Genomic DNA, 22,540 nt, shown 5'->3' with positions numbered 1-22,540 from the left:
AGTGCATCGTCGAGCAGCAAAAAAGTATCTTTTTGCTGCAGCTACAGGGGCGCTTTCTGGGGCGTTTCTTTTTCCGGGGCGGCCCGTTTACCGAGGATTTGTTCGAGGTCTTCTTTGAAAATGACTTCCTTGTGCAGGAGCAGTTCGGCCAGCTTTACCAGCAGCTCCTGGTTTTGCTGCAACAGGTCTTTGGCTTTCTGGTAGGCGCTGCTAATCAGTTTTATTACCTCTGCGTCAATTACCTTCCCGGTTTCTTCGCTGTAGGGTTTCGAGAGGCGGGTGTCCTGCTTGCCCGTGGAATCATAAAAGCTGATATTACCGATCTGCTTGTCGAAGCCGTAGTAGGCCACCATCATGTAGGCTTCTTTCGTGGCTTTTTCCAGGTCGTCGAGCGCACCGGAGGTTACTTCGCCGAACGTGATTTCTTCGGCAGCTCTGCCTGCCAGCATGGCGCTCAAATGTTCCGTAAAGGCAGTGGCCGATTTCAGCTGGTGCTCTTCCGGCAGGTACCAGGCAGCGCCCAGCGACTTGCCCCTCGGAATGATGGATACCTTTATCAGCGGGTCCACGTGCTGCAGCAGCCAGCTGACCAGCGCATGCCCTGCTTCGTGGTAGGCGATGATCTTTTTCTCTTCCGGCGAAATGATCTTGCTTTTCTTCTCCAGACCGGCCACAATCCGGTCGAGCGAATCCAGGAAATCCTGTTTGTCGATGCTGTCTTTTTTCCTGCGGGCGGCAATCAGGGCGGCTTCGTTGCAGACGTTGGCGATGTCGGCGCCGGAAAAGCCGGGGGTCTGGGCAGCTAAAACAGAGATCTCGATGGAGTCGTCGGTTTTAAGGGGGCGCAGGTGTACTTTAAAGATTTCTTCCCTCTCCTTGATGTTGGGCAGCTCCAGGTAAATGTGCCGGTCAAAACGGCCGGGGCGCAGCAGGGCAGGGTCCAGCAGATCGGCCCGGTTGGTAGCGGCCAGCACTATAATGCCGCTGTTGGTTTCAAAGCCGTCCATCTCCGTCAGCAGCTGGTTCAGGGTACTTTCGCGTTCATCGTTGGAGCCGGTAAACATGGCGTTCTTCCCCCGCGACTGGCCAATGCTATCAATCTCATCGATGAAGATGATACAGGGCGCTTTTTCCTTTGCCTGCTTAAACAGGTCGCGCACCCGCGAGGCGCCCACTCCCACAAACATTTCCACGAAGCCAGAGCCCGACATAGAGAAAAAAGGCACCTGCGCTTCGCCTGCCATGGCCCTGGCCAGCAAGGTTTTCCCTGTTCCGGGCGGCCCCACCAGGATGACCCCTTTCGGAATTTTGGCGCCCAGTTTCGTGAAGTCGTCGGGATTTTTTAGGAAGTCCACTACTTCTTTTACTTCCATGGCCGCCTCGTCCAGCCCCGCCACATCGTTAAAGGTCACTTTGCTTTTGTGTTCCCGGTCAAAGAGCAGCGCTTTCGACTTCCCGAAATTAAACACCGAGGTTCCGCCTGCGCCGCCGCCACTGTAGCTCCGGAAAAGGAAGCGCCAGAACAGGATAAACAGAAACAAGGGGAGCAGCCAGATAAAAATGTTGCCGAACCAGTTTTCCTCCCTGATGTAAATTACCTCCACCTGCTCCTCCAGCGGCACGTTCTCCTGGGCTGCCTCCAGTTTCCGCTCAAAGGTTTCTACTGAGCCAATGGTTAAGGTATAATGCGGCCCCGGCAGTGGCTCCTCCTTATCGCCGGGCTTTAGCACATCCTTAAAGGGTGGCGTGTCGGCAAGGGCTTCCTTAATATAGATGTTTGCTTCCTCGTTGTTGATGACCTCAATTTTTTCGATAGCCTTTTCAGGAAGCATCTGCTGTTCCACCTCCAGCCACGAGATTGCTTTACGCGGGGCGCTGTCGGTATTAAAAAGCGTGATGAACAGCAGGAAGAGCGCCATCATCATCAGGTAGGTCATGATGGAAGGCAGCTTTACCTGCGGTTCCTTCTTCGGAATGTCTTTATGAGAGGGTACTTCTGCCAAGTAAAAAAAGATTAGTGTTAATCTTTTTACTGTTTTTAGAAATTTTTGGGTTTACGTTTGCCTGTTTCCTGATGGATTTACTTCATAACAAAGCATATCTGCTGAATTTTTTAGTAAAATACCTGCTTTTGGGTATTTTTTTTCTGTGCTTATAATGGTAATTTCGGGCAATTATTATTCATAATACTTAGCTACCTTGGGAAAATCTTTCCTCTCCACAACCTGAAAACAAGCTTCATAAACGGTTATCTCTCATGATTTATTAACTATTTTTTATTCACTCGTTTGCTTATGAAGCTAAAATTCTACCCTTTAACAGTTTCGTTTGCAGCTGTTTTACTAGCCAGGGTGTTTTCGCCCGAAACCGCTGACGCACAACAGCTGGGGCTGGCTAACACCAATTACGGCGGTACAAACAGCCTGTATACCAACCCTTCGGCCATTGCCGATGCCCGCCATTCGTTCTATCTCAACCTGTTTTCTGCAGATGCCGGCATTACCAACGATTATTTACGGTACGAGGCTCCTGTTTCTATTTTTAAATTGTTTAAAGATGAAATGGAGTTTAAGGATGAATACATCAAGGAGAACCTGAACGGTAAAGCAAAGATGTTGGTGGCAGGCGCCGACCTGCGGGGCCCGGCTTTCATGCTGCGCCTTAGCCCGAAACACAGCATCGCCTTTTCGTCGCGGATGCGGGGTGGCGTGCAGATTCATAACCTGTCGGAAGACATTGCGCGTGTCGGGTGGCTTTACAAAACAGAGGGAGGCGAAGCCGAAGACTTGGTGAATGAGGTGTCGGATAATACCACCATGAATTTAAATGCGAACCTTTTCTCGGAATTAGCCTTTTCGTATGCCCGGGTGCTGGTAGACCAGGACAGGCATTTCCTGAAAGCGGGCATTACGGTTAAAAAACTGGCCGGCCTGTATTCGGCCTATTTCATAAACGAAGACACCCGGTTCGAGGTACACAAGCAACCCGGCGGCGACGACTACGATTATGTGTTGCAGCTGGATAAAATTCAAACCAAATACGGCTACTTAACCGACGACGCTTTCGGCGGCATGGATTCTTTCGAGGAAAAAGACCCGGCGGAACTGTTAAAAATGCTAACCGGTATCGGAAGTCCAGGAAAAGGATGGGGAGCTGATTTCGGGCTTACCTACGAATTCCGTCCGAACATAGAAAAGTACCAGTCGGTGCTGGATGGGGAAGAGGTTGTGAACCAGGAAAAAAACAAATACAAATTCCGGGTAGGCATCGGCCTGATGGATGTGGGCAGCATTTTATACGACAATCCGGATTATGTAAAAGGCTATTACCTGAATAAGGAAAACAAAGAACTGAGAACCTCTGATTTTGAAGATGCCGAAAGCGTAGAGGAAATTGCTGATATCATGAACGAAGCGTTGGGTGTATCGGATGCCGACAGGATAAGCTCTTTCCGTTCGGGTTTGCCAACCGCGTTGAACCTGAATGTAGATTATAACGTGGCTGGTCCCTTGTACCTGAACGCGACCCTGATCAAAAATTTACGTGGCGAAGGCGCCATCGGCATGCGTCAGAATTCGCTGGTGGCCGTAACGCCGCGCCTGGAATTCAAGAAGTTTGAAATTGCGCTTCCGGTAGCTGCGCAGAACGAGTATTCTGTACTGACGGTTGGCACCATGGTCCGCTTCGGTAACGTGTTTATCGGCTCCGACAACATCGGCAGCGTATTCAATTATGGAAATCCGCATGGCGCCAATGTGTACATGGGCGTATCGCTGCTGCCGATCTTAAAGCGCAACAAAAAAGACAAGGACAAAGACGGCGTGTCGAATAGAAAAGACCAGTGCAAAAAAGTGCCGGGTACGTTAGAGCTCATGGGTTGTCCCGACAAAGATAATGACGGCGTTGCCGACAAAGACGATGCCTGCCCGGATGTTCCCGGCACGGTAGAGCTGAAAGGTTGCCCTGCGCCTGTTGGTGGACAGTAAATTTCACTAGATTTAGAAAAATAGTAGCAGAGGCTGCCACAGGAGAGATCCGGGCAGCCTTTGTTTTTTCAGGTTCAGTCCGATGCTGTGCAGGAACCAGTAACCGAATAACCATTTCTCTGCTTTGGAAAGGTTCCTGCAGCTAGCCCACCAGATCCCTAAAGGGATGACAGGAGGGGTGTATGATATTGGAATCAGCTAACTTCTATTCGGGTTGGGTAGTTATTGGGAAAAAGAAAGATAATATCTCGTACGACAATGTACTGGCAGCAGCGGCTGTGGTGGCAGGTGCAACAGGCTTTTTTGATGCTCGAATGCGGCTTACTCTTCCTTCTCCCGCGTGAACGGCACAAACACTACCGGTAGCAGGTCTTTGGTAACCGCTTTGCCTTTCTTCTTTTCGATCAGCTGCAGCGACTGCGTCTGGTTTTGCGGGCCAACGGGAATGACCATGCTGCCGCCTTCTTTCAGTTGCTCCAGCAGGGGAGGCGGAACAGCTTCAGCGCCGGCGGTAACGATAATGGCATCGTAGGGAGCATGTTCTTTCCAGCCTTTGTAACCGTCGCCTACCTTCACGTGTACGTTGTCGTAGCCCAGCTTTTTTAACCGTTCCGCCGCAGCCCTGCCATGTTCAGGCACAATTTCGATGGTGTACACTTCTTTCACGATTTCTGCCAGTACGGCCGCCTGGTACCCGGAGCCGGTGCCTATTTCCAGCACTTTCATCTGCGGCTTTGGTTCGAGGACTTCCGTCATATAAGCCACGATATAAGGCTGGGAGATGGTTTGGTCATGGCCAATGGGAAGGGGATGATCATTATACGCCTCGGCTGCCAGCGCCTGGGGCACGAACAGGTGCCGCTTCACGGTGCGCATGGCCTTTAGCACTGCCTTATCGCTGATGCCCCTGCCTTTGATATGGCGCTCCACCATTTTTTCTCTTTTCTCTTTGTAAATATCCTCCTGTACCGGAAACGTTAGCAGCAGGAGCAATAGCAGGATAGGAGCCGGTAGTAACATAGCCTGTTAAATTATAGGTGAGGGAAATGAAGTAAGGGCAGCAGTATCCGCTGTTCGCGTACCGGGTGTTCCTATTTTATACTTCTGCTGCCGGAATAAGTTTTTCACGGTTCAGAGCCAGGTTGGTGCTACCGCTGCATCAGATTAGCGAGAAAAACGCGCTCAAAAGTTTACTGCACCAGCCACCACAGCCGCTGCTGATGGGGGAGGGACCGAATACCCTTGCCGGGGCTTCAGGGTTTGGAACATAAGCACATAAAGAAGCCCCCAACGCACCAACATTGGAGGCTTCCCGTATAGGCTGTTTCGTTTATCCTGTTAACCTGTGACTGGATGGATAAGCAGTGCCTGCTGTTACTTTTCCAGCACCAGTTTTACGATGTGCTGGCCTTCGCCAGACACGAGCCGCACCAGGTACAGGCCTGCCGGCAGGTTAGCGCCGTCCACCGTTACCGTGTTGCGTTTTCCGGCTTCCGCGGTACCCTGTTTGAGCAGGGAGACCAGTCTGCCTGTTGCATCGTGAAGCGTAACCGAATAGTCTCCGCCCTGCTGCAGGGTAATGTGCAGGGCAGCGTTTCCTGCAAAAGGATTCGGATAGGCTGTTAAGACTTGTTCGTCTTCAATCGCCTGAACTATGGCAGTTAAAGATACGGCGGTTGCAGTTGTACCGGTTACTTTAAAGCTCTTTTTGCTGGTGCCGGTTCCGTACTCTGTGGTAACAGCGATAGGGCCTGTAGTGGCGTTTGCAGGAACCGTTGCCTGGATGGTTGTAGCACTCTGCACTGTAAACAACGTAGCTACCGTACCGTTAAAAGTAACCGTTCCATCCTCAATAAAGTTGGTGCCTGTTATGGTTACCACAGTGCCCACAGGACCGGAAGCGGGCGAAAAGCTTTTGACAGTAGGAGCAGGAAAATCGGGCAGTACCGTAAAATCCTTGTCACTGATGGCATTGCCTGTTGGATTGGTTACCGTGATCTTACCGGAACCAGCCTCTGCCGGAACGATGGTGGTTATAGTTGTGGCATCCACCAGCGTAAACTGTGCACTCACGCCATTAAAAAACACGCCGGTTGTGCCGGTAAAGAATTTACCGCTTATCGTGACACTCGTTCCAACGGGACCTGAGACCGGTGAGAATTTAGTGATTTTTGGCAGTTCGTTTACATCTGCCGGCGTCACGGTCATAGTCAGCAGATTGGAAAGAGCCGGATTACCGGTGGCACAGGGTGCGTCGGAGGTTAACACGCAGGTTACCTGGTTGCCGTTAGCCAGGGTAGTGGTGGTGTAGGTAGGGCCGGTTACACCTGCTACCTGTTCTTCGTTTATCCACCAGCTATACACCGGGTTCGTTCCCCCATTTACGGGAGTGGCGGTAAAGGTAACACTGGTACCGGCTTTGATGGTGGTAGAAGGCGAAGCTGTAATGCTTACGCTCACGGGAGGAGAGGGGATGATGGTTACTTCTACCGCTGTACGCGCACTTTCACAATCTTCATCCGGGCTCTGGCTTACGTAATAGGTACCTGTTGCCAGTACAGTTGTACCGGGTAAAAGGGTGCCGCCTGTAGGAGCATCATACCACTTCAGGTTTGTGCCGGTAGCTGCCAGGTCGGCCACCGTTTTATTGTCGGCGCTGCAAAAGGATTGATGTGGCTCAGTGGTTGGCGCCGGAGCGCAAATGAAATCGCCATGCAGCCTGGCTATCCTGCCTATCCTGCCTTTTGGAATGGTATTAAAGGAAAGAAAATTACCGCCTACAACTAACTTTCCGTCAGGCTGCAGCACAACGGACAGCACATAGGGTGAAGTTCCGCCGCTAAAACCTGTTCCGGTACTGAAGCCGCCATCGAGGGAGCCGTCGGCATTGAGGCGGGCAATATGGTTGTGATTTGTGCCGTTGAAGGAAGTAAAAAATCCGCCTGCCACAAGTTTGCCGTTGGCTTGCAGCGCAACACTAATAACGTAATGATTAAAACCGGTACCCGGGTTAAAGGTGGCGTCGAGGGAGCCGTTCGTATTGAGGCGGGCAAGCCGGTTTCGGGCCGTGCCGTTAAAGGAGGTAAAGCCCCCGCCCGCAACTACCTTGCCGTCAGGTTGTCGCACGATGGAGAAAACATAAGGTAATGTTTGTGATGGATCTCCGCTGAAGCCAGTTCCAGGGTCAAAGGACGTGTCGAGGGAGCCGTTGGCGTTGAGGCGGGCAATCCGGTTGCGGGCCATGCCGTTGAAGGAGGTAAAGCCCCCGCCCACCAGGATCTTGTTGTCTGGCTGCAGTGCGAAAGCCAGCACTTCGCCACCATCAAAACCAGTTCCAGGATCGAAGGAAGTGTCGAGGGAGCCGTCGTTATTCAGGCGGGCAATCCGGTTGCAGGCCGTTCCATTGTAAGAAGTAAAGATTCCGCCGACCAGTATTTTTCCGTCAGGCTGCAGTGTAACATTCCATACAATACTATCAAAACCAGTTCCCGTGTTGAAAGAAGCATCGGGGGTGCCGTCGGCATTCAGGCGGATAATCCGGTTGCTCGACGTGCCGTTGTAGGAGGTAAACCTTCCGCCTGCCACTATCTTGCCGTCTGGCTGCAAGGCAAGGGAATAAACATAGGTAAATGAACCACCTCTAAAACCAGCTCCCTGGCCGAAGGAGGTATCGAGGGAGCCGTCGGGGTGGAGGCGGGTGATGTTGTGGCGGGTTGTCCCGTTGAAGGAGGTAAAGTTTCCTCCCATCACCATCTTTCCGTCTTGCTGGATAACGATCGGATAAACCTCCCCATCATCGAAACCGGTTCCACCCACATCGCGGGTGCCGTTGTCGTTGAGGCGGGCAATCCGGTTGCTGGTTGTGCCATTAAAGGCAGTAAAGGCTCCTCCTACCACCATTTTGCCGTTCGGCTGCAGGGCGACCGTAAAAACAAATGAAAAGCTGCCACCTGTAAAACCAGTGCCCGGATCGAAGGAGGTATCGAGCGAGCCATCGGTATTGAGGCGGGCAATCCGGGTGCGGGACGTGCCATTAAAGGAAGTAAAGTTTCCGACCAGCACCACTTTACCGTCGGGTTGTAACTCAACAGACGTAACCTGGTTATCAAGGCCCGTGCCCGGATTGAACGATGTATCGAGGGAGCCGTCGGCATTCAGGCGGGTAATCCGGTTGCGGGATGTGCCGTTGAAAGAGGTAAAGACCCCACCCACCACTATCTTGTCGTCCGGCTGCAGGGCGATGGAATTAACATTGCTATCAAAACCAGTTCCGGGGTTAAAGGAGGTATCGAGAGAACCATCGGCGTTGAGGCGGGCAATCCGGCTGCGGGAGGTGCCGTTGAAGGAGGTAAAGCGCCCCCCTACAACCATCCTGTTGTCTGGCTGCAAAACAATGGAAAAGACATAGGGGGAGTCGTCACCGCTAAAACCAGTTCCCGGGTCGAAGGTAGTGTCGAGGGAGCCGTCGGCGTTGAGGCGGACAATCCGGTTTCGGGGAACACCTTTGTAAGCAATAAAGGCTCCTCCCACAACAATCTTATTGTCAGACTGCAGAGCGAGGGCATAAATATCAGTACCAAAACCTGTTCCTCCCGGGTTGAAAGAAGTATCGAGGGTGCCGTCGGGGTGGAGGCGGGCAATCATGTTGCTGGTTGCGCCATTGTAGAAGTTAAAGTCTCCCGCTATTATTATCTTGCCGTCAGGCTGTACAACGATGGCACGTACATTCCCGTTCAGACCCGTTCCCGGATTGAACGAAGTATCGAGGGAGCCGTCAGCGTTGAGACGGGCAATGCCTCTTCGGGATACACTGTTAAAGGTTGTAAAGTTTCCCCCTACAACCACTTTGCCGTCCGGCTGCAGTACAACCTCCTCTACAACATTATCAAAACCTGCTTGAGGATTAAAGGCTGTTTCTGCGGTATTAAAGCTTGTGTCGTTGGAACCAGGTTGTGCCAGAGCATGGCTGCCTGCTGTTAGCAGCAGGGCACCCGTGAGTAGGAGGAGGGCCGTAGTAAGGTTTTGTAAACATAAAATTTCGCGGCTGCGATGCTTGAATCCAGCCATTGTGCGAGCCGCAAACAAGCTGCTCCTTAACAGAGAAATTATCCCTGCCTGTTTTAAGATGTGTGGCATAGTACGCTTACCAGTTAAAGAAGGAGTTGTCCGGAATTTGAGTAAAGCAGGAAGCTGGAGCTACGGAACAGAGCCAGCCAGGAGAGGAGCAGTCAGGAGCCAAAAACATGACAGTTTGATTTTCCATCGCAAAAAATAAATAACAACCCAGAAGATTATAGCTGAAGGAAAGAATGGTAAAGCCCTAGAGGCATGTGCATGGCATGTAAGCACAGCTACTAAAGGCCAGTGGGAGCGTAAATGCTTTCAGAAAAGCAATTCAAAATCATTTTATACACCTGTGCCTGTCCCTGCAGTTGGTGCTACTACATGTACTGTTGTAGTAGCAGGTGATCCGCCCGGACAGTCAGTTCAGTTTGCATCAACGGCTAAAGCGACAGTTTCCAGCGCGGTTTAACCACGTTCCCGAAACCGTGCGGAGCCTATAGCGGCACATATACCTGTCGGGCCTCTGGTGTTATGTCGCGTATGCCGCGGAAAATTATGTTGTTTTACATCATTGACAACCCTTCTATGGACTGCGACAGAACTTACCGGAATCGGGCGTGAAAACATCTGCTCCGGCAGTCACCACACCCTCTCCTCATGTCCGATATGTAACGACGTTAGCTATACCATCCTGCAAATACATCATTATCAGTCACATAAAACCTTTTCATAGCTTGTATACATTTAATTCGTGTAAGAGTTGTTACAATGGTAATATTTTTAAACAAAATTTTAATTAAAAGGTAAGCTGGCTGCCGCTGAGTATTTTTTTTTTACCGGTGAAAAAGATACCGATTATATTACCATGGTTTCTATACCACAGAGGTGCAATTGAAATGCGAAGAAAGAACAAAGGGCAACATATACAGTTAGTGCTTTCTATACCACAGAGGTGCAATTGAAATTAAAAAGATCGCTACTATTTCCCCCTGGTTTACCTCCTTTCTATACCACAGAGGTGCAATTGAAATTGAGACAAGTGCTGTAGAACTGAAAGACAGGATTCACTTTCTATACCACAGAGGTGCAATTGAAATGACGTATATATTTTGCTGTGCCAAATATCTGAAGATGCCTTTCTATACCACAGAGGTGCAATTGAAATGGCTAATAACGAGCTATTAGCGCTGGAGCTGGAGGCTTTCTATACCACAGAGGTGCAATTGAAATGCCGCAGCAAGGTTTACCCTGATGGGATAGGTATAGGCTTTCTATACCACAGAGGTGCAATTGAAATAAATTATCACAAAGGTGAACTCCCGATACGGGGCACCTACTTTCTATACCACAGAGGTGCAATTGAAATTGAATTAAAGAAAGAGCAGAGGTTAGGCCACAACAAACTTTCTATACCACAGAGGTGCAATTGAAATATCGGGTTTGCCCGCATCATGGTAGACGTTGCCCTGCTTTCTATACCACAGAGGTGCAATTGAAATACAGGATAATTTGCCTTTCTTTACGTGGCCTGAAATACTTTCTATACCACAGAGGTGCAATTGAAATCCACCATCAGGTTCCGGGTCTTCCGGAAGAACTCCGGGGTGCCTTTCTATACCACAGAGGTGCAATTGAAATTCAAAGCCGAAGCCTGTTATCAGGGCTGTATCTGTACTTTCTATACCACAGAGGTGCAATTGAAATTTGAACTTCTTCGTAGGTAATGAGTTCGTAAGGTGTACTTTCTATACCACAGAGGTGCAATTGAAATGGTTAAATTCTGTCAGCCCATCTGTAGACATAATTACCCCTTTCTATACCACAGAGGTGCAATTGAAATAGCAGGTCGATATACTCCTCCGCAGTGCCCATGTACTTTCTATACCACAGAGGTGCAATTGAAATGCGGCTACGTTTGAGGCTGCCACACAACCAGCTTCTGCTTTCTATACCACAGAGGTGCAATTGAAATTTTGCAATAAGAAGTTTAATCCTTTAAAGGGATTGAACTTTCTATACCACAGAGGTGCAATTGAAATTAATTGTCTGCTCCGGCGTAATGCCGTCATCATAATAGCTTTCTATACCACAGAGGTGCAATTGAAATCTGGTAATTATACTTTTTCATTTTAGGGAAGATTTAGCTTTCTATACCACAGAGGTGCAATTGAAATTTCTATTTTTTTAATCACCACAGAAACAAGAAAAAGCCTTTCTATACCACAGAGGTGCAATTGAAATCATTCAGGAACTGGATATCCTGCAAAGCGTAAAAGCTTTCTATACCACAGAGGTGCAATTGAAATAGGGGTTAACCGGGCCATTCGCATTACGGCGCTGGAACTTTCTATACCACAGAGGTGCAATTGAAATAAGGCAGAAGCAAGGCTTGTCGGGCGCAACTGATTGTCTTTCTATACCACAGAGGTGCAATTGAAATGGGGTAACTTGGAAAGATTTAGATGCCTTTAAAACAACTTTCTATACCACAGAGGTGCAATTGAAATTCTACTTCACAGATTCGTTTGTGAAAGCTGATCTGACTTTCTATACCACAGAGGTGCAATTGAAATCGCATTGATGTAGAGATAGCGTATGGCTCTACCACTCCTTTCTATACCACAGAGGTGCAATTGAAATTGTTACCGCGCTGCTTTTAGGCTTGCTTTTAACCAGCTTTCTATACCACAGAGGTGCAATTGAAATTCCCATCCATGTTACAGATTCTTTTGTTTCATCAATAACAAGCTTTCTATACCACAGAGGTGCAATTGAAATCCTGTGCATCGCCTTCCGGGTTGGCTGTGAGCTTGACCTTTCTATACCACAGAGGTGCAATTGAAATGTGGCAAGTCCTTGTAATGCGTTCATATATTATCTCTACTTTCTATACCACAGAGGTGCAATTGAAATCTTGCTGTTGTACTGCCGCACGAATGAATCGTACTCCTTTCTATACCACAGAGGTGCAATTGAAATAGAACGGGGCCAATGTCGGCACTGTATTGGAGCATCCCTTTCTATACCACAGAGGTGCAATTGAAATCTGCTCGGCCTGTATCGCCTCCCGCCCGGACTGCTGCCTTTCTATACCACAGAGGTGCAATTGAAATAGCTTTGCCGGGTGGAATGGCTCGATACGAAGTACACCTTTCTATACCACAGAGGTGCAATTGAAATCCCAATGCGAGGTAGACCAATCATCTTACTATACCGACTTTCTATACCACAGAGGTGCAATTGAAATCATATTCTGCCCGATTGCCTGCAACTTGCCCCCGGCAGCTTTCTATACCACAGAGGTGCAATTGAAATTATTTGCGTGTTTCTAAAAACTGTGCTTCTTCTGGCTTTCTATACCACAGAGGTGCAATTGAAATCCACCGCTAAATTAAGCGCAAATGGCTGAAATCTGAGCGAATGGAAAGATTTTATTCTTGTATTTGGTGAATAAAAAGCGTCAGCTCCCGGTAAGGTAAAAAACACAGGCAGCTGACGACTCAGTAAAAATATTGAAATTCAGGAAATTACATAACTTCGAAAGTTGTGATTCTTTCTCACCTACTAATAGCTCCTATTATTGTTATCACCCGACGCTTCTAAAAAAGTTTTGAAGCAGACAATTTAATGTCCATAACCAAAGCCAGATAGGGGAGTCGATGTACTGCTCCTGCCACCAAGCCCTCACCTCCGACCTGGCTAAAAAGAAGATTCTTAAAGAAAACGTTGCGGACTGCCTTTGTCTTCGCCCAACACGTGCCGTTCATGATAGCGCTCGTCGCGCATTCGGTAGAAGACTACACCGTCGCCTTCTTCTATCAGTTTGTTGGCTTCGTGACGGAGGCGCTGGTACTGGACTTCCGTTAGCTCACCTTCGAATACAGAGTTCTGTATCCAGGTCAGGTACTTGCGGAAGAGCTTCAGCATTTTGCCTACACGATTCTGGTTTACATCATATACGGCGATAAAATAGGGCATAGGTCTTTTTTTACAGTACGTCAAAGAACGAATGAAGCAGTTTGCTTACCACCACATGTGCAGGCCCTGGTAAGGGTCATGCTTGGGGTCACAGAGGTGTCGTACTAGTTTGTGGCACTCCAGCCGTACCAGCCGCTCGTACGAAATGTGGCGGTTCAGTTGCCGGTGAAGTACCGTTTTCTGGAGGCGCTGGTCCAGGTGCGCCATGAAAATTTTGCGTCCTTCCTCTTTGAGGAAACAGCCGCCCATGCGCTGCTCGAAATGCTTTGGCTGAATTTCGCCGTTCTTCAGCAACTTAAATATTGCGCGGTCGATGAGCAGGGGCTTGAAAATTTCTGCCAGGTCCAGCGACAGCGAAAAGCGGCGGTCGCCGGGCTCGTGCAAAAATGAAACGGTCGGGTCGAGGGCGGTGCGGTAAATCTGCCGGAGAGCGATGGAATAGCACAACGAGTTGCCAAACGAGATGAGCGCGTTCAGGGCATTGGATGGCGGACGGCGCTCCCGCTTATCAAACGGAAACTTCTGCGCTACCGCCTCGCCCAGCAGGAGCGGCCAGCTTTGGTAATAGCAGTCGCGGGCGCGGCCTTCGGCACTCATGAGCGTGGGAATATCGGAACACGCTGAAATCCGGCAACGTTCTGCTTCAATCTGTTCGCAGCTTTCCTGTAAGGCAAGCGATTCGGGTTCGGGCAGGCGTGGCACGTAGTAGCGCATCACCCGCAGAATGTTGAACAGAGCTGCATCTACAAATTCCTTTGCCAGCACCAGCCGCTTTTTCGGGCTCAGGTAATGCTGGGCCTGCGCCATACGCACACGTCCGCTGATAACGGGCTGGCGCGGGTACAGCGATGCGGTATAGTTGCCGTAGTAGTCGAAAAAGAAGATCGGGATTCCCTGCTGTGCCAGGAAGGTTACCAGCTTGGTGTTGATGTCGATTTCGCCGAAAAGGTAGAGGCTTTCTACAGATTCTACTGCAAATGGATACTTTTGCCCGTCTGCCGGTTGGCTAGGTAAGCCTTCGGTATCTTCGTCGTCGGGTATACGGCAGTCGGAGGAAGCTTTCTCCAGGGCCAGCGTATTGTGTTTCCCGCGGAGGCGGCCGTTGGAGAAGAGGTAGAACGGGCGTTTCATGGCTGCTGCTGATTTAGATTGTTTTTTTCCTGGTTTAAAGTTTACTGCACCTGTCACCACTGCCTTAGCCGTAGCACAATTCCTCGAAAGCACATTTGCGGCAGAAGTCGCGCTTGCCCAGGCGCTGCGGCGGGTGTGGTGACTCCAGCAGTGAAGTTAATTGCCGGAGCTGCGTGGCCAGTTCCGCTTCATGCGCCGGTTCCAGGCTGACCGCCTCTGAACGGCGCAGCGCAGGGTAATCGATTTGGCCTCTGTAGGATGCACCACCCGGACCTGTTACACCATTGAGCTTCAGCAACCACAGGTAAAACCGCACCTGGTTCTGGTGCGCCTGCTGGCAGGAGCGTCCTTTTTTCGTTTCGTGCAGCACCCCGTCCCGCAGCATCGCCCGGTCAATCTTCCCGACAAGCGGCGTGCCATCCGGGGCGGTGGCGTGAAGGTCCAGATGCTTTTCGCTGCGGGCGTAGCTGGTTTCGTCGAGCAGCCTGCCCAGCGCCACGTCCTCCGATTCCTGTTCCATGTAGAGGCCCTGCCGTACCAGCCAGGCTTTGCGGGGGCAGATAAGGTAATAGGAAAAGAGCATACCGCCGATGGGGGAACTCATATCTGTCCAAAATTAGAAAACTGATTTACAGGTGTAGGCCTGGGTGGTGTAGTAAGTCCCAATCCCGCCAGACCAATCTCATCGTTATAAATAGAACAAAGGAATAAAACCTGCGTTGCTTTTTCATCCTGCCCAATGGTGTAGCAAAAGCGGGTTAAATGACCTGCCTTTAGACCTTTTTTGATTAAATAAGTAGGTACCGAGATACCATATTCCAACTGATAGCTTCTGAATGCATCATAATTCAGGAATGGGAAAGCCATATTGTCATTTTCATAGTCTTCAGCTGCATCAATCGGAGCTTGTACATAAATAGTGGTCTGACTTTCGATGTTACGGGATTGCCACTGGCCTGCCTGCCCGTTTTCTTCATCCGTTTTGGTGTAGGGTACAATGAGCCAGTTGTCACGCATGGCGTCACATAGCAGATTACGGTTAAATTCTGCGTGCGAGGTCAGCTGTTCCGGTTTAGGATAAAGTGCATTAACCTTATCAACAAATTCTTGAGAGGTTATAAGTTGAGGTGTATCACCAGCATAATTTACCTGTATCTCCTTATGAGTATCCGTAAAGGCTTGCGTTGCTTCCCACTCGTTACTAGTTTGCAGATAAGTCCCGTACGGAGCCGGATAGCTTTGACATTTCTGAACAGGAGAACCTATAAAAGCAATGCCTTTTTCACTTTCATCAAAGCGGTTCAGTCTGCCTATGCGTTGTGCCAATCTGTCCCAGGGGCAAGCATCTGAATACATGAGAGGAGCACTGATGTTGATGCTCATTTCACCAATTTGAGTGAGAATGGCAATACCTTTCGCATTTTTATCCTCAAGCCAAGCTTTTCTGCCAAGATGTTTAATTAGCTTTTCTTCCAGTAGTTTCTTGTCTGGTTCGGTAAAGCGGCTATGATAGAAAATGAGTGGTATATCCAGCCCTGCGAGTGCGGTCTGAAAGTACTGGTAAAAAGCGTAGCCTCGTGCAACTGTGTTAGCAAAAACAATACCTTGACCAGTTTCAATCATTTGTTCAAAAACCTGCTGCAGTGACTCTGGTAGCTGGAGAGAAACTTCTTCGTCTTCGTCGCTATCTTCTTCACTTTCTGCTGCTGTGATTTCAGTTGCAACTTCTCCGACATAAGATAGATACCTCTTTGGTTCCTCTTCCCGCTCTGCTTCCTGAAGTGGTTCGGTTATCTCATATAACTGACGTGCGGAATCCGGTACGGTGGCACTCATGACAAGAGCCGGAACTTTCAATAGCCGAAGCGCTTTGATGAGCACCTGTAAATTTGCCTGTATAAAGGAATCGTAAAAATCAGCTTCGTCAATTACCACACAGGCATTTGCCAAAAAGAAGAAAGTACTGTGATGTTCCTCTTTGGTGCCGGTCAGGCACATGAGCAAATGGTCGATGGTGCAGACGCTAACAGGAGTAGCCAATAGCTGAGCTAGTTTGTGTAGCTCCTTTGCATCTTCCTTTTCAGCTCCTTTCAATTCATTACCAAAGCGGGAGTACCAGGCGCTGGAGTGGTAAAGACCTGTATCGCTCACTGTTTCCTCAATATTTAAGGCAAGAGCGTTTGATGTAAACCTGGTAGGCATAGCGATGATTAAACGGTCAGCTCTGCCATTATCTATTTGTTCTTTGGCCCACAAAAGAGAGGCATCTGTTTTACCGCTACCTGTTGGCGCTCGTAAGATGCTAACAGGTTTGTTAGCACAGTCGAGCGCCTGTTTCTGAACTGGCCGTAATTTGAAATTTTCTGGAAACTTGTAATCAAATTTAGTTAAAGGAGCAAGCTCCTTTCCTGCCTCTTTGCGGCTGGCACGGGTATCTGCCAACTGGAGCAGGCATCTTATGGCAGCCACTTTGTAACGTTCGCATAAAATAGACTCCCATTTTTGAGATGGTGTTAATCTGCGACCAAAGTTTCTGGAGGTGCTTTTAAAATCTTGCCAAAAACTTTTAAATCTACCTTTACCGTCCTCTTCCCAACGACTTATATGCTTCTGATTTAGTTTACCATGATGTGCTGCTATAGCTACCTGAATAGGTATTGAAAGCTTTTCATCCTTACTTCGTTCTAAGGAAGCAAATTCATGTCGCAGCTTTGCTTTAAGCAAATGTGGAGCAGATTCTTTTTTAGCTTTATAACAAGCAGCTACATATTCCTGATAGGTAGAAGGTTGGTTGATGGTAGCTGTTTTGTCATTGGCCTTGCACCAGTTTTCATACAGCTGATAATCTAGCTGGCATGCCTGCTGCCATTGCCGGTCATCTTTTCCGGCATCATGCCAGAAACAGGCTCGCTGTAGCTGCTCAGTTAAATCTTCTCCGGTAAATTCTTTGTACTTCTTTGGCAGGAAATCAAAAGTTCGTAGAATACACTCCGCCTCCTCCCACACATGCTGCGTGTGGGAGGCAAGCGAAATACCGGTTGGCTTAGCTAATGATTGATTAAGATTCATAACAAGTGAAGCAGAACGGGCAGAAAGGTTTAACTAAAGCACAACAGGTGCATATAACTCATTTTCCTGTAGTGCTTTAAAAGCTTGTTCATAAGCTTCGTACACTGGCGTCTGAGTTTCTTTTCCGGTATCATCTCCAAGGAAATATTTTGCACCACGGCTTTCCAACTCCTTCAAAATGTTTTCCTTCTCAGCTTCGCTTGTTTGGGGTGCAAAATAACGAATGGCTTTGCGACTGTGGCGGTTGTCCAGTACAATCAGTACTTTTTGCGGCTCACCTGAGACTGCATTCCGCGCCTGGTTGGCATAGTCTGTCATGTTGTTTGTTGATTCTAGGAACAGTTTCACCCGGCGCAATTTCTCTACTTCATCTAAATGAACATCGTATTCTGTAGCGATGTGTTTTTCATTTTCGTACCGATAGTTTTTTGTTAGCCCAATGGCGCCAATGTCCAAATGGAAATTCATTAGCATATTATCTGTTTGGCTGTACTCATTTGTTGCTAGTGCCTGCTTTTTGCCTTCACCTCTAGCTTGAGAATCCATTTTGAGGCGTATCAACAAGTCTCATCCAACTTCACTTTCTGCCAGTGCAATGGCAGGAGTTGCTGTAAGCGGAGCTGTTCTTCTGCCAGAATAGTCACCTTGGTTTGTATCAAGAAAGCCTCCTAAATCGCTTCTTAAATCTTTACTAATATTTAAAGAAGTTCCGTCGCCATTTGATACAAAGGTTTCACCCTTCTGATCATCGTCGTCATTCAACCGCTCCATAGCACTAAAAAGAACATGGCGCTGCATCTGGCCTGATATATATACACGACCGTCCGGACGGCGTTTAATTGACGAAGCGTTACCCAAAAGTTTTTCTCCTCTGTTAGCAGCATGGTCAGACATAGGAGCAACTACAGAAACAAGAATAGATTTAATTTTCATAATAAGTTTATTTGATGTTTTAGTTAAATTTCTAGTTGTACTAAACTGATTCTGCAACAGGCGGCACATCGACTTTATCTTGATGACTATCCTGTGGTGTTGAAACAGACCTTAAGCGCATAAAGGCCGTAATTAAGTTTTGTGCCTGTTTGAGCGAAACTTTCTCAGTCAGCACCTCTTCCATAAATTCTCCGGCTTCTGGAAAAAAATCTCTGCCGGTCATTCTTCCGATGGTGATGCTGATTTGACTCAAAAGCTCTGTCTTTGACTTTGCACTGAGTACTCGGCTTTCCAGTTCAGTTAAAATGCGGGCTTTATATTCATCTGTAGTTAAGCCGGTTCTTCCTGCTTTTTGGTCTTCTTCATTTTTTTTTGATGCTGTTTTATAGGCAGCAAGATTGAGGGACTGTCCGTATAAGCGAGCGGACCGGACTAATGAAGGGGAAAGATTTTCTGCATCCATAAAGTATTTTTTAAAAAGTTGTGAAAACTCAGCAGGGTATTCAGCCCTGTAGGCAATAAAATTTTTGAAATCTGTTGAGCTATAGAGCTGTAAAAAATGTGTAAAGGCAAGATTGAAAAGTTGTCGTTTAGGGTCATCTGGTCTGTCTACTCCATAAATTTGGCTTCGCCATACCGCTTTTTGAAGCTTCGGAATATTATGCTCCAGAGCAAGTGAAATCAAATGATGACTAAAACGTTCCTGCCGGGCAAACTCATAGGACACTACATAAAGCGGCCGACCTTCTAAACTTTCTAAAACTGCTTTAATGTGTTCGGCTCTTTTACCTTGCTCCAGGTTTTGCTTATACCATTCGGCAATGGCAGCTACTAAAGAAACTGCATTTAAATTTCTGTCTGAAGGTGCATTCGGGTAATTCCCTTTGTGTAGGTTGGGCCGCTTGTAAACTTTACCGTCTGGTGAAACCTCAGCTACCATTATTCTTTCTCCTTCTTGTGCCTTTTGCATTTCGCGAAACTCTTCCGCAAAATCAACTATTGGATAATTAATTTCACGACCATCCATAGATGGAGCATAAAGCGGTAAATCTGGTATAACTACAGCATTGGCAAAGCTATTCTTCTGGTAAGCGGCATACACGGCAGGTTTATATTGTGTAAGTGTCGCAATGCAGGTAAAGGCAGCATCTCGTAAGGAAGCTTTAGGATTTTGAGCGCTCTTGCTGCCGTTGTTAACTTTAGAGGTAAGTGGCGCAAAGGAGCGCTTTAAGTCGTAAGGTTTATACAAGTCTTTTTCTTCCTTACATTTCTCTTTTAAGTAATGCATGTGCTTCAACAACTGTATTAGCTGCCGAACCATCCGACGTTACCACATGCGGAGCGATAAAATAGCCCGTTGCAGCAATCTGATTATTCGCTTTACCTGGATTTAATTCATCTGCTGGTACAGGTTTAAAGTGAAGCTTCTTAACTCCTTCATTTTTTGGGTCATCTTTGGTAGACACCGAAAAAAAGCCTAATCCAGTTTTGATGCCCTCCATTGCTAGTTTTTTAATATCCTCCCATGTTTCCAGATGGTCCGGATAATTAAAAAGCTGAGAAGAAACGAGAGCAGCGGCAAAGCCATAGCGCGGGTAGGGGTGCTGAAAATTTATCTGTTTCATGCTGTTTCAATTGTAGCGTTTACCCATCCATCATTAGAGCCAAGATAAAGCGGGGCTGCAGGGTCATCTAAGGCATTCTTTAATAACTGTAATACTTTTACAGTTGTATTGAAGCGGAATAAATAATCCGGCTCACCAATTTTCTTACCGGTCCTAACAGGCTCCACATATTCTCTTACCGTCGGCAGGCTGGCGTAATACTGAGGAAAAAGATGTCTTATACTGGTGTATTTTACTTTACCACCATCAGGAAGAGCATCTAGCGCCTCTGGTTTTACATCTTCAAAGCCGGTTCTGTCGCCAAATTCGATTGCTTTGCGGCGAACCCTGTTGATTGTATTCTCTAAACTGGCATCATAGTGCCTGCTACCACCAAAGAAAGACCTGCCGGAATCACGCAATTGCTGCGACCATAGGTCATCATAGGTGATAGTAGCTGGTTCAAAAATGACAGGCTCGAACTCCAGGTGGTATCGCAAAAAAGAAAAATACTTTGTATCAGATGCTTCCGGTAAAGCTGAAAGCCAGGCAGACTTTGCCTCCTTCTTATTTACTTTCTTGGCTCTCTTTTGCAGCTCCTTATACAGCTCTCTCCTTACATCTTCGGCAAAATGCCATCCTAAAGCATTTTCAATCATACCGTACAGCATATGTGGTGAAGGTACCCGAAGGCTTTGGTAGTAGTTGCCAGGATGTCCGCTCGCCATAGAAAGAGGAGCAAGTGCCTCTATCTGGAGAGTGCCTGTAACTGTAAGCTCAGGCGGCTCGAAGAAAAAAGAAAAATCCATATCGTTTTTTATTGTAGTGCACCGAATCCTGAACCTGTTAATTCACCTATACCTACTAACCATGCGAAACGCGTACTGGCAGGTGTGCCTTCCACAATCACAGGACAACTACTGCCTTTGTGATCAATCCCCTTTATTGAAAGCTTTCTTACTCGTGGATTGCCCTTGTTATCGCGCAGAAATTTTACATGGGTTAATTCTGTTTCCTCATTGCTAAAACCTGCTGCTAACATTTTTTTTCGTAAGACGCGCGTGAGTACATCATCTGCTTCGGGATTATCAAACAGAAGATATTCCTTTGTTTTGTCGTCCCTTAGTTTTCTGGCTACTACAGCGCCGTCTACTTTGAAAAGTTGCTTTTCAAAAAAGTTGGGGTAGGGCATCTCTAGTGCTTTATCTACTTCCATTCCAAAGAAAGCTTTTCTGTCGGCTAATATCCCTTTAACCAAATTGATGCCTTGCTCACTTTCATGGAAGCTGATATTCCAGCTAGATCCATTAGGAAACCAAAGGCCGTTTCCAATTCGCTCTCCACCCCTCAACCACCCAAAGCTGTACAAACTCAGTCCATCGTGCAGTTCGTTTTCCGGCCCCAGCCAGTGGTGCAGACGCTTCGTTAGCTCGTGCAGGTGGTTGAAGGGCACCTGCTGCGTATTTGGCGATAATTTTAGTTGTATCCTCATATTGTTGGCGTTGATGTCTCAAGTTTAAGTTGTACCCTCGCCAGTTCCTGGCGAGGCGCTGAAATTTTGAAAATTATTTTTCGTACTGCTCCGCCAACTTACACACCCGCTCCCTCAGCTTCTCCCGCAACGCCACCGGCTCCAGTACCTCCACATGCTCCCCAAATCCCAGCACTGCACTCTCCAGCTCCGGGTTCACGATAATGCGCAGCGATAACAGCATTCCGTTTTCGTTCTCTTCCAGCACCTGCTGGCTGTGATGTATCGGAACCGTTTTGATGTAAGGAGCCATTTGCGCATCTACCTGCAGCACGACCTCCTGCACCTCATGCTCAGGACCGAGAAAAACGCCTAACGCATCCTGCTTCAGCGCCAGGAATTCCGGCCTTCGGTCTTCCTGCACCGGGACAACAGTTAACTGCGGGGCCTGCATACGCTCCAGGCCGAAGGTTTTAAAACGCTGGTCTGCCGCATCCCAGGCAGCCAGGTACCAGCGGTTGCGGTACTCCAGCAACAGCAGCGGATCTACCTGGTAAGGCTTTGGTAACAGCGTCTGAAAAGTCTGGTACCCGAAGGCAAGTTGCCGCTGCAACCGGAGTGCCTCCCATAGCACCGGTAAATGCTGCAGGTCCTGCAGCGCCTGGTTGTCTTCCAGCAGCAGGTACTGGCTGGTGCGTAAGGCGTCGGAAGAGTGGGTTAGAAAAGCCAGGCGTTCGCAGCGCTCCAGCAACTGGAAGAACTGTTGAAAGTTTGTTAAGTCTTCGTCTTCGGGCTGGTCCAGGTAATAACCATTGCGCCTGGGGCAGCGCTCAATTTTGATTCCGTAATAATCTGCAATTTCCTTCTTGTCCCGCTCAAACGTTCTTTTCGAAACCGACTCCAGGTCTTCCGCCTGCAGGCGTTCTACAATTTTGGCTTTACTGGGGTAGGAAAAAGGCGGCTGTACGAGGCGGAGAATGGTTAAATGCCGCCGCAGGATAGAGAGCTGATTCATAGTGAATGGTGTCGCTGATTCGGGATCTTACCTGAAATATATAAATTTCTTAATTAAACATCCAGTTTAATATTAGTAAAGTTTAATATTTTATGTGATTCTGACTCAGAAGCTGTACTAACTATTTAGTAACCAGTAACAAAGGGAATTGTATTACCCCGGAAACCCGCCCTCAGACTTTCAGGCAAACCTTCTGCTGCGTTAGCAGTAAAAACTTCTGACGGGAAGCTTGCCTTTCCTGCTTTTTTATGGCAATAAATTCCTGTAAAGAGTATATTTGAGTGCACAT

Annotated in this window: 15 protein-coding genes and 1 CRISPR repeat array; of the genes, 1 reads left to right on the top strand and 14 read right to left on the bottom strand. The window is 48.0% G+C overall.

Annotated features, from left to right (window positions below):
• Window positions 1-41: 41 nt before the first annotated feature.
• Window positions 42-2,003 carry an ATP-dependent zinc metalloprotease FtsH gene (ftsH, locus tag DCW36_RS15740; RefSeq protein WP_240676201.1) on the bottom strand — a complete coding sequence of 654 codons (1,962 nt, stop codon included), beginning with the start codon at window positions 2,001-2,003 and terminating at the stop codon, window positions 42-44.
• 291 nt (window positions 2,004-2,294) lie between these two features.
• Between ftsH and DCW36_RS15735 the strand changes: the two genes are divergently transcribed.
• The gene (locus DCW36_RS15735; protein WP_128396983.1) at window positions 2,295-3,986 is read left to right on the top strand and encodes a DUF5723 family protein; all 1,692 of its coding nucleotides are present in this window, start codon (window positions 2,295-2,297) and stop codon (window positions 3,984-3,986) included.
• Between the two features lie 321 nt (window positions 3,987-4,307).
• On the opposite strand, the gene DCW36_RS15730 is transcribed toward DCW36_RS15735, so the two are convergent.
• From DCW36_RS15730 to DCW36_RS15675, 13 genes are all read right to left on the bottom strand, one after another.
• Entirely contained in the window at window positions 4,308-5,006 is a 699-nt protein-coding gene (locus tag DCW36_RS15730) for a protein-L-isoaspartate(D-aspartate) O-methyltransferase (RefSeq protein ID WP_114781231.1), read from the bottom strand.
• 354 nt (window positions 5,007-5,360) lie between these two features.
• Window positions 5,361-9,053, bottom strand: a complete 3,693-nt coding sequence (locus tag DCW36_RS15725; protein WP_164891157.1) for a T9SS type A sorting domain-containing protein — start codon at window positions 9,051-9,053, stop codon at window positions 5,361-5,363.
• An 865-nt stretch (window positions 9,054-9,918) separates the two neighbouring features.
• A CRISPR array of direct repeats spans window positions 9,919-12,430; the repeat unit is 30 nt; unit sequence CTTTCTATACCACAGAGGTGCAATTGAAAT.
• Between the two features lie 334 nt (window positions 12,431-12,764).
• Window positions 12,765-13,028: a CRISPR-associated endonuclease Cas2 gene (gene cas2, locus DCW36_RS15720; protein WP_114781229.1), complete on the bottom strand. Its 264-nt coding sequence runs from the start codon at window positions 13,026-13,028 to the stop codon at window positions 12,765-12,767.
• Between the two features lie 45 nt (window positions 13,029-13,073).
• Window positions 13,074-14,159, bottom strand: coding sequence for a type I-B CRISPR-associated endonuclease Cas1b (cas1b, locus tag DCW36_RS15715; RefSeq protein WP_114781228.1), 1,086 nt, complete (start codon window positions 14,157-14,159; stop codon window positions 13,074-13,076).
• Window positions 14,160-14,223: 64 nt separating this feature from the next.
• On the bottom strand, window positions 14,224-14,763 hold the full coding sequence (locus DCW36_RS15710; protein ID WP_114781227.1) for a CRISPR-associated protein Cas4: 540 nt from the start codon (window positions 14,761-14,763) through the stop codon (window positions 14,224-14,226).
• Window positions 14,760-17,228 (bottom strand): CRISPR-associated helicase Cas3', encoded by a 2,469-nt coding sequence (cas3, locus tag DCW36_RS15705; RefSeq protein ID WP_114781226.1) that lies wholly within the window; start codon window positions 17,226-17,228, stop codon window positions 14,760-14,762. The genes DCW36_RS15710 and cas3 overlap by 4 nt, the downstream gene beginning before the upstream one ends.
• 33 nt (window positions 17,229-17,261) lie before the next feature.
• Window positions 17,262-17,774, bottom strand: coding sequence for a hypothetical protein (locus DCW36_RS22740; RefSeq protein ID WP_205702947.1), 513 nt, complete (start codon window positions 17,772-17,774; stop codon window positions 17,262-17,264).
• Between the two features lie 21 nt (window positions 17,775-17,795).
• Window positions 17,796-18,161, bottom strand: coding sequence for a hypothetical protein (locus DCW36_RS22735; RefSeq protein WP_205702946.1), 366 nt, complete (start codon window positions 18,159-18,161; stop codon window positions 17,796-17,798).
• Between the two features lie 40 nt (window positions 18,162-18,201).
• Window positions 18,202-19,449 carry a hypothetical protein gene (locus DCW36_RS15695; protein ID WP_125185319.1) on the bottom strand — a complete coding sequence of 416 codons (1,248 nt, stop codon included), beginning with the start codon at window positions 19,447-19,449 and terminating at the stop codon, window positions 18,202-18,204.
• Window positions 19,424-19,786, bottom strand: coding sequence for a hypothetical protein (locus tag DCW36_RS15690; RefSeq protein ID WP_125185318.1), 363 nt, complete (start codon window positions 19,784-19,786; stop codon window positions 19,424-19,426). Before DCW36_RS15690 ends, DCW36_RS15695 begins: the two co-directional genes overlap by 26 nt.
• The gene (locus DCW36_RS15685) at window positions 19,783-20,574 is read right to left on the bottom strand and encodes a hypothetical protein (protein WP_114781224.1); all 792 of its coding nucleotides are present in this window, start codon (window positions 20,572-20,574) and stop codon (window positions 19,783-19,785) included. The genes DCW36_RS15690 and DCW36_RS15685 overlap by 4 nt, the downstream gene beginning before the upstream one ends.
• A gap of 8 nt (window positions 20,575-20,582) precedes the next feature.
• Window positions 20,583-21,257 carry a CRISPR-associated endoribonuclease Cas6 gene (gene cas6, locus DCW36_RS15680; RefSeq protein ID WP_114781223.1) on the bottom strand — a complete coding sequence of 225 codons (675 nt, stop codon included), beginning with the start codon at window positions 21,255-21,257 and terminating at the stop codon, window positions 20,583-20,585.
• Window positions 21,258-21,330: 73 nt separating this feature from the next.
• Window positions 21,331-22,251 carry a helix-turn-helix transcriptional regulator gene (locus DCW36_RS15675; RefSeq protein WP_114781222.1) on the bottom strand — a complete coding sequence of 307 codons (921 nt, stop codon included), beginning with the start codon at window positions 22,249-22,251 and terminating at the stop codon, window positions 21,331-21,333.
• Between the last annotated feature and the right edge of the window lie 289 nt (window positions 22,252-22,540).

The organism is Botryobacter ruber (genome assembly GCF_003347595.2).
Lineage (GTDB): Bacteria > Bacteroidota > Bacteroidia > Cytophagales > Hymenobacteraceae > Pontibacter > Pontibacter ruber_A.
The sequence above is the reverse complement of the archived record's forward strand: the minus strand, read 5'-3'. Positions and strand labels throughout refer to the sequence as shown.